Origin of the sequence: Bacillus sp. FSL R10-2201 (assembly GCF_038008665.1) — a bacterium.
Classification (GTDB): Bacteria; Bacillota; Bacilli; order Bacillales; family Bacillaceae_G; genus Bacillus_A; species Bacillus_A mycoides.
Window position 1 is genome coordinate 4,443,235 of the sequence record NZ_JBBOZP010000001.1, and the last position, 11,930, is coordinate 4,455,164.

General features: G+C 35.8%; 15 protein-coding genes and 1 pseudogene. 10 read left to right on the forward strand and 6 right to left on the reverse strand.

Features of this window, described 5'->3' with window-relative positions; genetic code table 11:
• Window positions 1–53 precede the first annotated feature (53 nt).
• The 4 genes from acuA to NSQ69_RS22990 all read left to right on the forward strand — a co-directional run bounded on the left by acuA (window position 54) and on the right by NSQ69_RS22990 (window position 3,506).
• Entirely contained in the window at window positions 54–686 is a 633-nt protein-coding gene (acuA, locus tag NSQ69_RS22975) for an acetoin utilization protein acetyltransferase AcuA (protein WP_002112293.1), read from the forward strand.
• Window positions 687–703: 17 nt separating this feature from the next.
• A complete protein-coding gene (locus NSQ69_RS22980) occupies window positions 704–1,348 on the forward strand; it encodes an acetoin utilization AcuB family protein (protein WP_002123078.1) in 645 nt (214 codons plus the stop codon).
• Window positions 1,345–2,511, forward strand: a complete 1,167-nt coding sequence (gene acuC, locus NSQ69_RS22985; protein WP_078175968.1) for an acetoin utilization protein AcuC — start codon at window positions 1,345–1,347, stop codon at window positions 2,509–2,511. The genes NSQ69_RS22980 and acuC overlap by 4 nt, the downstream gene beginning before the upstream one ends.
• A gap of 134 nt (window positions 2,512–2,645) precedes the next feature.
• Window positions 2,646–3,506: an alpha/beta fold hydrolase gene (locus tag NSQ69_RS22990; protein WP_078213659.1), complete on the forward strand. Its 861-nt coding sequence runs from the start codon at window positions 2,646–2,648 to the stop codon at window positions 3,504–3,506.
• Window positions 3,507–3,572: 66 nt separating this feature from the next.
• On the opposite strand, the gene NSQ69_RS22995 is transcribed toward NSQ69_RS22990, so the two are convergent.
• The 3 genes from NSQ69_RS22995 to NSQ69_RS23005 form a co-directional block, all read right to left on the reverse strand.
• Window positions 3,573–3,842, reverse strand: a complete 270-nt coding sequence (locus NSQ69_RS22995; protein WP_002129432.1) for a hypothetical protein — start codon at window positions 3,840–3,842, stop codon at window positions 3,573–3,575.
• Between the two features lie 123 nt (window positions 3,843–3,965).
• Window positions 3,966–4,655, reverse strand: coding sequence for a response regulator transcription factor (locus NSQ69_RS23000; RefSeq protein ID WP_003191846.1), 690 nt, complete (start codon window positions 4,653–4,655; stop codon window positions 3,966–3,968).
• A 1-nt stretch (window position 4,656) separates the two neighbouring features.
• A complete protein-coding gene (locus tag NSQ69_RS23005) occupies window positions 4,657–6,111 on the reverse strand; it encodes a sensor histidine kinase (protein ID WP_078421852.1) in 1,455 nt (484 codons plus the stop codon).
• Window positions 6,112–6,282: 171 nt separating this feature from the next.
• Between NSQ69_RS23005 and NSQ69_RS23010 the strand changes: the two genes are divergently transcribed.
• The 3 genes from NSQ69_RS23010 (at window position 6,283) to mscL (ending at window position 8,556) form a co-directional block, all read left to right on the forward strand.
• Window positions 6,283–6,963, forward strand: coding sequence for an ankyrin repeat domain-containing protein (locus NSQ69_RS23010; RefSeq protein ID WP_002167563.1), 681 nt, complete (start codon window positions 6,283–6,285; stop codon window positions 6,961–6,963).
• A gap of 136 nt (window positions 6,964–7,099) precedes the next feature.
• Complete coding sequence (locus NSQ69_RS23015; RefSeq protein ID WP_341099704.1) at window positions 7,100–8,026, forward strand: Gfo/Idh/MocA family protein; 927 nt, start codon at window positions 7,100–7,102, stop codon at window positions 8,024–8,026.
• A gap of 128 nt (window positions 8,027–8,154) precedes the next feature.
• Entirely contained in the window at window positions 8,155–8,556 is a 402-nt protein-coding gene (mscL, locus tag NSQ69_RS23020) for a large-conductance mechanosensitive channel protein MscL (RefSeq protein ID WP_002015591.1), read from the forward strand.
• 50 nt (window positions 8,557–8,606) lie between these two features.
• Here the strand turns inward: mscL and NSQ69_RS23025 are convergent, their stop codons facing one another.
• The gene (locus NSQ69_RS23025) at window positions 8,607–8,879 is read right to left on the reverse strand and encodes a DUF3917 domain-containing protein (protein WP_002129437.1); all 273 of its coding nucleotides are present in this window, start codon (window positions 8,877–8,879) and stop codon (window positions 8,607–8,609) included.
• 152 nt (window positions 8,880–9,031) lie between these two features.
• Here NSQ69_RS23025 and dhp61 point away from each other — a divergent pair, with 152 nt between their 5' ends.
• The 3 genes from dhp61 (at window position 9,032) to NSQ69_RS23040 (ending at window position 10,022) form a co-directional block, all read left to right on the forward strand.
• Entirely contained in the window at window positions 9,032–9,334 is a 303-nt protein-coding gene (dhp61, locus tag NSQ69_RS23030; RefSeq protein ID WP_002129439.1) for a protein Dhp61, read from the forward strand.
• 74 nt (window positions 9,335–9,408) lie between these two features.
• Entirely contained in the window at window positions 9,409–9,645 is a 237-nt protein-coding gene (locus NSQ69_RS23035) for a DUF3949 domain-containing protein (RefSeq protein ID WP_002129441.1), read from the forward strand.
• Window positions 9,646–9,659: 14 nt separating this feature from the next.
• Window positions 9,660–10,022, forward strand: coding sequence for a DUF4288 domain-containing protein (locus tag NSQ69_RS23040; RefSeq protein WP_002184820.1), 363 nt, complete (start codon window positions 9,660–9,662; stop codon window positions 10,020–10,022).
• A 34-nt stretch (window positions 10,023–10,056) separates the two neighbouring features.
• Here NSQ69_RS23040 and ccpA read toward each other — a convergent pair whose 3' ends face one another.
• Together ccpA and NSQ69_RS23050 are read right to left on the reverse strand one after the other, a co-directional pair.
• Window positions 10,057–11,055 carry a catabolite control protein A gene (gene ccpA, locus NSQ69_RS23045; protein WP_002034370.1) on the reverse strand — a complete coding sequence of 333 codons (999 nt, stop codon included), beginning with the start codon at window positions 11,053–11,055 and terminating at the stop codon, window positions 10,057–10,059.
• Window positions 11,056–11,330: 275 nt separating this feature from the next.
• Window positions 11,331–11,810, reverse strand: a pseudogene (locus NSQ69_RS23050) (bifunctional 3-deoxy-7-phosphoheptulonate synthase/chorismate mutase); the annotation flags it as partial.
• Between the last annotated feature and the right edge of the window lie 120 nt (window positions 11,811–11,930).

An 11,930-nucleotide genomic window follows, 5' to 3' on the forward strand; every position in this document is an offset into this window, starting at 1 on the left:
TATAAAGTACGATATTAATAGATTCACAAACCCTCAAGGTGGTGAGCAATAAATTGATTCATAAAAAAATATATAATGCCAGAAACTTAAAAACAGCGAAAGGCACTTTAATTATTGAAGGTCCTGTCTCTACACATAATCTTGAAATGTATGAATTTCATCCAGACTTAATTGCGTTTCGTCCTGCCGAGCAGCAATATAAAGCAATTGTCGAAATTTCTAAATTACCAGAAGCTCGTCTCATTATTGCTAGACATGACCAAACGATCGTTGGATATGTTACATACTTATATCCTGATCCGCTCGAGCGATGGTCAGAAGGAAAGATTGAAAACTTAATTGAACTCGGGGCGATTGAAGTTGTCCCAGCCTTTCGTGGTTGCTCTGTCGGAAAAAATTTATTAGAAGTTTCAATGATGGACGATCATATGGAAGATTACATTATACTAACGACTGAATATTATTGGCACTGGGATTTAAAACAAACAGGCTTAAATGTTTGGGAATACCGAAAAGTAATGGAAAAAATGATGAATGCTGGTGGTTTACAATGGATGGCTACAGACGATCCTGAAATTTGTTCACACCCGGCTAACTGTTTAATGGTTCGCATCGGTAAACGCGTCGATACGGATTCCATTCAAGCATTTGATCGTCTACGTTTTCACAATCGTTTTATGTATTAATAAAGGGGGCAACTGGAATGATTGTAGAAGAAATTATGAATCAAAATGTAGTAACACTACATCCAAACGATACAATTGAAACAGCAATCCGAACGATACGTACGAAAGGTATTCGGCACATTCCAATTGTCGATCAAAATAATCACGTAGTAGGCATTATTTCTGATCGAGATGTAAGAGATGCAAGTCCGTCTATTTTAGATGAACAAGTTTCACTCGATATGCTGAAGCAACCGCTTGAACTCATAATGAAACACCCTGTTATGACTTGTCACCCTCTCGATTTCGTTGAGGAAATTGCGACTTTATTTTTTGAAAATAAAATAGGCTGTCTTCCTGTTACGAAAGCTGGAAAACTCGTAGGTATCATTTCTGAATCTACAGTGCTGCACACGTTAGTAAAATTAACAGGAGCTCATCAACCAAGTTCACAAATTGAAATTCAAGTGAAAAATGAACCTGGTATTCTTGGAAAAGTCGTTGCTATTTTTAGTGATTTACAAATAAATATTGTGAGCGTTCTCGTCTATCCAGCAAAAGATGAGAATGATAAAGTACTCGTTTTCCGCATTCAAACGATGAATCCTCTAAAAGTGATCGATGCACTCGAAGCAGAGGGCTACCGCGTATTATGGCCAAACATAATGGGGATGCAAGCATGAGCAGCGCCTTCATTTATTCGGATGACTTTCGGGGCTATTCTTTTAGCCCTGATCATCCTTTTAACCAACTACGCGTCACACTTACGTATGACTTATTACAAAAGAGTGGTTTTATCTCCCCTTCTCAAGTCATCTCGCCAAGAATGGCTACAGATGAGGAAATTGCATTCATTCATACAGAGGAGTACATAAATGCGGTAAAACTTGCTGGAGAAGGAAAGTTAGAAAAATCAATTGCGATGACATATGGACTTGGAACAGAAGATACACCAATGTTTCCAAATATGCATGAAGCAAGTGCATTACTCGTTGGCGGAACATTAACAGCTGTCGATGCTGTTATTTCTGGGAAAGTAAAGCACGCCCTCAATTTAGGTGGCGGCTTACATCATGGCTTTCGTGGTAAAGCATCTGGCTTTTGTATTTATAACGATAGCTCTATCGCAATGAAATATATTCAGAAGAAATACGGTTTACGCGTTTTATATATTGATACAGATGCTCATCACGGCGACGGGGTACAATGGTCTTTTTACGACGATCCTAACGTATGCACCATTTCATTACACGAAACTGGGCGTTATTTATTTCCTGGAACTGGCGCAGTAAATGAACGTGGACAAGGAAATGGATATAATTATTCTTTTAACGTTCCACTCGACGCTTTTACAGAAGACGAATCGTTTTTAGATTCATATCGAACAGTTGTAAAAGAAGTGGCAGCATACTTTAAACCGGATATTATTTTAACGCAAAATGGTGCTGATGCACATTATTACGATCCACTTACACACCTTTGCGCAACGATGAACATTTACCGTGAAATACCGAAGCTCGCTCGTGAAATCGCTAATGAATATTGCGACGGGCGCTGGATTGCTGTCGGCGGTGGTGGCTATGATCACTGGCGCGTCGTACCAAGAGCTTGGGCACTCATTTGGCTCGAAATGAACAACATCCAAAACATCTCAGGTTATCTCCCTCCAGAATGGATTGACGCTTGGAAAGGACAAGCAGAAACCGACCTTCCCCTTACATGGGAAGATCCAGACAACATGTATCAACCTATCCCTAGAAAACCAGAAATCGAAGAAAAAAATGCATTAACTGTAGCGAAATCTCTTGAAATTATTCGGAATAATATGACAAAATCTTTATATTAAACAGAGAGGAGGCTCGCTTTTGAACAGCCTCCTTTTATTTATAGCTAGCTATTATTGTCGTTTTCTGTCGGTAAGTCGATATATTTTGAGATTCGCTGATATATTTTATTTAAGAATTAGCCGGTCCAACTTTTATGAGAAAAGGTCGTGATATTATGTGGACACAACAAATAATCAACACGAAACGTGGCACATTTGAAATCTTTACAAAAGGAAATGGCGAACCGCTTTGCATTACACATCACTATTCACAATTTAATGAAACTGGCGATTACTTTGCGGATGTTTTCACTGCTACGCATCGTGTATTGCTCATTAATTTACGAAACGCTGGTAACTCAGCAAAAGCCAATTCAGAAAAAGAATTAAGTATGATTGAAACCGTTCACGACTTAGAAGCAATACGAGAAGCTTTACAACTCCCAACATGGCATTTCGCTGGCCACTCAACAGGCGGTATGCTTGGACTTTTATATACGATTACATATCCAAATTCCTTACAATCATTAGTCATCGTTGGAGCCGCAGCAAGTAACTATACCGAAACACTATTTTGCATTTATCACCCAGCACATCCTCAGTTTCATTATATGCAACAACTCATCGAAACTTTAAAAAGCCCTCACCTTACAAGTGAAGAACGGAAAGAACTATCTACTAAGAGAACAAAATTATCATTGTATAAACCCGAAAACTACAAATTTTATTTTTGTAAACCAATCAAAAAAACTATGTCCGCTAGCCGGATGAATACTTTCGCCAATGAATATCCGTCATTTGATTTAAGAGAGAATTTACCTTCCATCCAAACAAAGACCCTTATTATATGCGGAAGACATGATGTACAGTGCCCGATCCAATATTCTATCGAGATGCATGAGGGTATACGTAATTCTATCTTTGTGATATTTGAGGAGAGTAACCATTATCCTTTTTTAGAAGAAGCTGCTCAGTTTACTTCTACTACTCAAACATTTTATAAATCGTTACACTAGTACCGTTATTACTAAGGAAAGCTCACAGCCTCTATAAGAATATGAACTTTTTTCAAAAGAAATATTTCACACTAGAAACAACAAGAAGAACAAAAAAATCATTAAGCCTACATCAATGAATATCGACTTTTTATCTCCTGCTTTTATACTCATCATAAAATTAGAAATTATTTTAATTCCAAAAAAGACCATCATAAATAACCCACCGAAATGATCATTCGTAGAATCTTCATCATAAAACATTTGTATTGCACCGATAATTAATAAGATAAGTATGATATTGGTTCCAATCTTTAAAGCCTTGTTTGATTTATTATCTTTTAATGTATCTCCCAAAATGTAGCACGCCCTCTCATGCTCTCCTATGTTTTATCTCTCTTTATATCTTAACATAAATTACCTATTATTCCCTTTTTGTTCGAATAACATAAAAAACCTACCAATTACTTGGCAGGTACATTACACGTTAAAGCGATAACCAGCTCCCCACACTGTTTCAATATATTGCGGGTGAGCAGGATCTCTTTCAATTTTTTCACGTAGCTTTCTAATGTGAACAACGACAGTGGCTAAATCGCCAGCTGATTCTAGTCCCCAAATACGTTCAAATAACTGTTCTTTATTTAATACTTGGTTTGGATGCGTTACAAAGAATGTTAATAAATCAAATTCTTTCATTGTAAACGCAATTTCTTCATTGTTTATAAAAACTTTTCTCGCTCGCTGATCGATAGAAATTCCATGAATATATAACGTATCGCGTTGCTTACTCACATTTCCTGATAATCTTTCATAACGAGAAATATGTGCTTTTACTCTTGCGACTAATTCACTTGGACTAAACGGCTTCGTTATATAATCATCCGCGCCTAAACCGAGTCCGCGAATTTTATCTATATCCTCCTTCTTTGCTGAAACAAGTAAAATCGGAATGTCTTTTATAGCACGTATTTGTTTACAAATTTCAAAACCATTCATTTTCGGAAGCATAATATCTAAAATAATTAAATCATAATCTTCCTGTAAAGCCCTTTGTAAGCCTGTTTCTCCAGAATGCTCTACATCAACTTGAAAATCACTAATTTCTAAATAATCTCGCTGTAATTCTGCAATACTTATTTCATCTTCTACTAGTAAAATTCTCTTCATTCTACTCACCACATTCCTGTACTTTTTTCAATGAGAAGAAAATACTTGTACCTTCCCCAAGCTTACTTTCCGCCCAAATTTCCCCGCCATGTTCTTCAACAATTTGCTTCGCTATCGCTAAGCCAAGTCCACTTCCACCTGTGCTAGAATTTCGCGATTGCTCTGCACGATAAAACCGCTCAAATATATACGGCAGCGTATCAGCTTCTATACCTGACCCATTGTCCATCACTTTCACAATAACTTTATTGTTATCACTCAATACTGTTACAGTAATTTTCTTCTCTTCTTTATCCATGTATTTCACACTATTATGAATCAAATTTGATATAACTCTATTTATCTTTTCGCAATCAGCCGTTACATATAGTGGTGATGATTGTAATTGTAAGTAAACTTCTATACCTTCCTCACTTAAATCCATCTGCATCTCTTCTAATAATTCCTGCATAAACACGTTTAACTCTATCGTTTCAAACTGAAAGGGAACTCGATTCAAATCAAGCTTTGAAAACAAAAAGAGCTCATCAATGAGTGTATCCATATGTTTTGCCTTCGTATGAATGGTCGTTAAATACTTATCCATTTTTTCTGGCGTATTTGCGACTCCATCTTTTATGCCTTCTACATATCCAATAATAGATGTAATCGGTGTTTTTAAATCATGAGATATGTTTGAAATGAGTTCTTTTCGATTTTCTTCATACTGTGTTTGCATCTCTATCGACTCTTTTAATCTCTTCCTCATTTCCTCAAACCCTTGATTTAATCGCCCAATCTCATCATAGGATGTAACTGGAATTTGAAAATCTAAATCCCCTTCTTTAATTCTCCCAGTCGCATCTTTCAATACAAAAATTGGTTTTATCACACTTCTTGAGACGAAATAACTTAATAACCCTATGAGTAAAATGGCTAACAGTAAAAGCGATCCGAACAAAATTGGAAATAATTTTTGTGTAAGATCGACAAATGAACTCTGCCTTTTTAGTACAAATATACTCCCTTCTTCATCTCCGGGAAAATAAAAATCAAATTTTACATATCGATAAAATGTATCGCCTAGTTCCGTTGTACCACGACTATTAATATTTGCTGATTCAAATTTCGGAATGGCTTCTTTTAAAGATACACCTTCAAATATTTTTGTAGCATAAGAAATGGTTTCTCCCTTTCTTACAACTATTTTCACACCTTCTTTTTCAAGTGATGAAACGAACGATTCATCTAATAGTTGTGATTGATTTTTCTTTGCCGCTAATTTCAATTCAATATACGTATTCTCTTCTTCTGGCGTAAGCGGCTTTTGAATATAGGAACTTTTATAGAAATTTTTCACTGATTCCAAGTCTCCTGTTATGGAAAAAACAATTAAAAATCCCGCGACTAATATGAGCGTGATGGAAACGAGAATAACAGCGATATAAGAAAATAAAAATCTTGTTTTAATAGACATATCTTACATCCTCACTTTAACAAACCTTGTTATTCATAAGCATAAAAATATATGTTCAAATACTCAAGCGATTTTATAGTAATTTTAGCACCAGTTTATAAAAATTTAATGTTCCTATTTTACAGTTTAAATTAGGATACCGAATTGCTTGCAAAAGGAGGTTGAAATTCCATGTTCAAAAAAACATTAAGCATGATATGTTGCGTAATTTTTTTACAAGGATGCTCACAAGAACAAGAAGTTAAAAAGGAGATGACAAACATGGAGACAGCACTACTAACAGCTACTGAGAAACAAGAAACGAATACTGTTATATCATTACTCAAAAAAGGGGCTGACATAAATATAACGGACAATAAAGGACGTACTTCTCTTATGATTGCTACATACAAAAATGATGTAAAAACTGCAAAAGTGCTTATTGAAGCAGGGGCTGACGTAAATATCCAAGACGATATGAAAAACAATCCCTTTCTATACGCCGGTGCAGAAGGTTACTTTGATATTTTAAAACTAACGATTGATGCCGGTGCAGATCCATCGCTTACAAATCGTTACGGCGGAACAGCTCTTATCCCCGCCTCAGAACATGGCTATATTGATGTTATTAAAGAACTCCTTACGCGAACAACTATTGATGTTAACCATGTAAATAATCTCGGGTGGACCGCTTTAATGGAAGCCATCGTACTAAGTAATGGAAACGAAACACAGCAACAAGTCATTCAGCTTCTTATTGAGCACGGTGCAGATGTAAATATTCCCGACAACGATGGTGTTACCCCGCTAGAGCATGCCCGTGTTCATAACTTTGAAGAGATAGAGAAGATTTTGTTAGCGACAAATAAATAAAAGCTCATTTCCTATAAAAAACGTATCATTTTTAAATCTATTTTTTGCCATTCTCCCCAGTCTATGCTACAGTTATTTCGTCACATAGCTATACAGCTAGACAACTTATATATTTATAATAGGGTGGGAAAAAAACATGAGCAAACCTCGTATTGGAATGATTGGATTAGGTAGTATTGCACAAAAGGCTTACCTTCCAACACTGACAAAGGAAACTGATTGGACTTTTGTGGGAGCGTTTACACCTAATGTTAATAAAAGAAAACAAATTTGCGAGCAATATCGTATTCAAGATTTCGCTAACCTTCAGGCACTCGCTTCAGAATGTGATGCGGCTTTCGTTCATAGTTCAACTGCTACACATTATGAAATCGTTTCTGAACTTCTGAAAAAAGGAATCGATGTTTATGTTGATAAGCCGCTAGCTGCTACTACTGAGCAAGCAGAGAAGCTAGTTGAAATGAGTGAAAAGTATAATCGAAAGTTAATGGTGGGATTTAATCGCCGTTTCGTTCCTATGTACGTTACTGCCAAAGAGCAAGCTAATGATACTTCATGGATTCGAATTGAAAAGCACCGCACAAATAAGGTGGGGCCATATACGTATGACTTTACTATGTTAGATGATTACTTACATATTGTAGATACTGCTCGCTGGTTAGCTAACGATGACCTTAACATCGTTCATAATATGATGCAAATCAATGAAAAGAACGAACTTCTTTACGGACATCATACATATACAACTGCAAATGGACTTTTACTTTCTACGGCGATGCACCGCCATGCAGGTACAAATTTAGAACAAATTGAACTTGTAACGGCAGGTAAAATCATTCGCGTAAAAAATATGAACACATTTGAAATTGAGCAAGAAAACTCCGTTTCACAAAGTAGTTCACCATCATGGGAGACAACGTTAAAGCAGCGCGGATTTGAAGATGCTGTTCATCATTTTATCCAATGTGTACAAGGTGATACACAGCCTATTGTAGATGGATTAGAAGGATTAAAATCTCAACAAATGCTCCAATCTCTACTGCAAGCTGTAAGCAAAAATTAAAACGGATACATTTTTCAGAATTTACTTTCATTCCCATTTCCTCTTTATTTCTATCACAAATTTCTATAGAATATGTTGATAGGAATTATAAATTTCATATTGAATCGTGGAAAGGATGGGATTAACACATGTGGAACGAGTTTAAAAAATTCGCATTCAAAGGGAATGTAATCGATTTAGCTGTCGGGGTTGTAATCGGTGCTGCATTCGGTAAAATCGTTAGTTCTTTAGTTAAAGATATCATCACACCATTACTTGGTATGGTACTGGGCGGCGTTAACTTTACAGATTTAAAACTTACATTCGGTAAATCATCTATTATGTATGGTAACTTCATCCAAACTATTTTTGATTTCTTAATTATTGCAGCTGCTATCTTTATGTTTGTTAAAGTTTTCAACAAACTAACATCTAAAAGAGAAGAAGAAGAAAAGAAAGAAGAACTTCCAGAACCAACAAAAGAAGAAGAAATTCTTGGCGAAATTCGCGACTTACTAAAACAACAAAACTCTTCTAAAGATAGAGCATAACTGAACGGATAAAAAGGCATGCCCCCTCGGGACATGCCTTTTTTTATATGCTATAACGTTTCCGAATTCATATGAATAAATGCAATAATACCTGCAACCATAAGTACCATAATGCTACCTGCAAATAGTGTAATACCCATGAACATTAAACTTGTGCTCATGTCCACTGATACACTTTCAATAAAAATAGAAATTACATACGTGATAAGGGCGATTCCTGCAAGAATACTTCCTGGAACAAATCGCTTTAAGCCATTTTGTTTTAACGTCATATATGCAAAAATAGCAGTCATGCAAAGCGTAATTATCCAAAGAACGATCATCTCTTCTCCCCCCTCACAAGCCTTTTCTTTCTATTATACATGACATTGCCCTATAATAGTTAAATTTGCACTTGTGTGACATATAACAAGGAATCTCCCCCACTGTAGCGAAAGCATTACAACATACACTTACACAATAAGGAGGCTTTCATTTGGAATACACTACCACATGCAATTTGGAGCTATCCGAAAGATTCGATTATGTTACGATTGACTTAGAAAAACAGTTTTTTTGCATCGACGTTGTAAATTTGCAAAGCAATACAGCTGTACTAAAAATATCAATTAACTTGGAAATAGATGAAACAATGGTAGAGGGAAATATAATTCAGTACGATACTTTGTACATAGACACATTATTACAAGGATTAAAATGTATTGCTCAAACATGTATTGATCGCAATTTAAGAAACCAAGAGGAACTGTTCGCATTTTTAGAAGAAAATGCGCCCTAATAATAAATGGTTATTTTTTCTTTTTATTGATATAATTGTTATATAGAAATATTCTTTGTAAGGGAGTGTTCATAATGATTTGGATTTCACTAATCGTATTAGCCTATTTCATCATTCTCGTCCCAATACAGTACAACTATATTAAGATGCTCAAGGAAAAACAGAAAAAAATGAACGTGTCTCAAAATGAACTTTACGACAAAATGTCTTATGAAGAATCCCAAGTACATTATCATTATCAAAGTAACGTATTTACAATACCCGCTTCACTTATCGCGAGTATTGTTTATAAAGTAAAACATTCAGCATAAGGAGATTCTCCCATATGTATGCTGTAAAATTATTATTTGAATCTGTCCATTCAGGTAAACCTAATCCTAGTAAAATTGATGAACATTATGAAGAGAATCACGATACACTTTTTGAAGAAAGTATCATTCTCGTTAAGGCGAACAGTTTAGAGGAAGCTCATGAGCTAGGTGAAAAGATAGCTCTACAGTCTGAAGATACGTACGATAATATGTACGGTGAGCAAGTAACATGGACGTTTAGAAAAGTGTTGCATGTTTTCGAATTAGATGACACACCATTTGAGACAGGAAAAGAATTATATGCACGCTTTTTACATGTTAAGAAAACTGAAAGTGTAGATACAGTAGTTAAACACCATTATCCTGAATATGAATAAAAGCTCACAGCTATCGCTGTGAGCTCTCTTATTCTTACTTCGTTGAATCTCTAAATTGGATACGGTGAGGTAAGATAACTGAGTGATCTTCTACTTTTTCTTTGTTCATATATTTCGTTAGTAGACGCATTGCTACTGCACCGATATCATACATTGGTTGTACAACTGTCGAAAGTTGCGGACGAACCATTAATGCAAGACGTGTGTTGTCAAAACCAAGCACTTCGATATCCGTTGGTACGTTTAATCCCGCGTCTTGTGCTGCGTGGATTACACCTAGTGCCATTTCATCAGAAGATACGAAGATTGCTGTTGGTTTTTCATCCATGCCCCAAAGTCTTTCAAACGCTTCTATACCTGAATCATATGTGTAATCTCCATCAATTATAAGATTTTCATCATATGAAATACCTGCTTCTTCTAAAGCTTTTTTATAACCTTGTAACTTCTTCGCGCTTCCTGCTTTATTAATGAAAGGACCAGAGACGAAACCGATACGTTTATGTCCTTGCTCAATAAAATGCTTCATTGCATCGTAAGCTGCTTGTGTATAATCAATATTTACTGATGACGTTTCATTTTGTTCATCAAATGACGCTGCTAATACAATTGGTACTGGAGATTTTTTGAACTCTTCAACGTGAATATCTGTAATATCTTCACCCATGAAAACAATCCCGTCCACTTGTTTCCCAAGCATCGTATTTAATAAGTGGAACTCTTTCTCTTTGTTCTGGTCAGAGTTACTTAAAATGATGTTATATTTGTACATTGTTGCGATATCTTCAATTCCACGAGCAAGTTCTGCATAAAACGTATTTGAGATATCAGGAATAATAACACCCACTGTAGTTGTCTTCTTACTTGCTAGTCCACGTGCTACCGCATTCGGGCGGTATCCTAAACGATCAATTGCTTCTAATACTTTCTTTCTTGTTGTAGGCTTTACATTTGGGTTACCATTCACAACGCGTGATACGGTAGCCATTGAAACATTTGCTTCACGCGCTACATCATAGATTGTTACGTTCATCTCTTCGCACACTCCTTCTATTTATGTTATCTATTTTTATGTATCGGTTCACTTGAATGAAAAAAAGACATCAACTCTATTTGCAGATGCCAACAATCGTCCCGAGTTCTTCCTTTTACTAATGATACGCTAAAAACACAGGGTCATACAATATTTTCCCGCAAAAGTTTCGAAAAAATTCGCTTCTTTTCTCGTATTTTCGTATTTTTTATGCAAAAAAGGTCAATTTTTGTAAAAAAGCTATGTAACAAGCCTACATAGACTAAGAAATCTTTTTATAATTTACTTCCGAATGCTTTTAATTCTTTCATAAACTCATTGAATTCTGGAATGTCCATTTGCTACGCTTCATCTGATAATGCAACTACTGGGTCTGGATGTACTTCAGCCATAATAGCAAAAGCACCAATTGCCATAGCCGCTTTTGCAAACGGTAATAGAAGGCCACGTCGCCCTGTAGAATGCGTTACATCGACAACAACAGGTAAATGTGTTTCTTTCTTTTAAATTGGCACAGCGGAAATATCAAGCGTATTACGCGTTGCTGTTTCATATGTGCGAATACCACGCTCACATAAAATGATAGTACCATTCCCCTCTGCCATACTATATTCTGCTGCATTAATAAATTCTTCAATTGTTGCTGATAAACCACGCTTTAATAATATTGGTTTATTTACAGCACCAGCTGCCTTTAACAGTTCAAAGTTTTGTATATTGCGAGCGCCAATTTGAATAACATCAACATAATCTGACACTTTAAAGAAGGCACTGAAAGAGTCTATTTCATAAGAAAAAAGAGGTCATTCTCTACTATGTACAGGTAATGACCTCCTTTCTTCTTTCAACATCTTTAGGAAATTCGAAATGTTTTT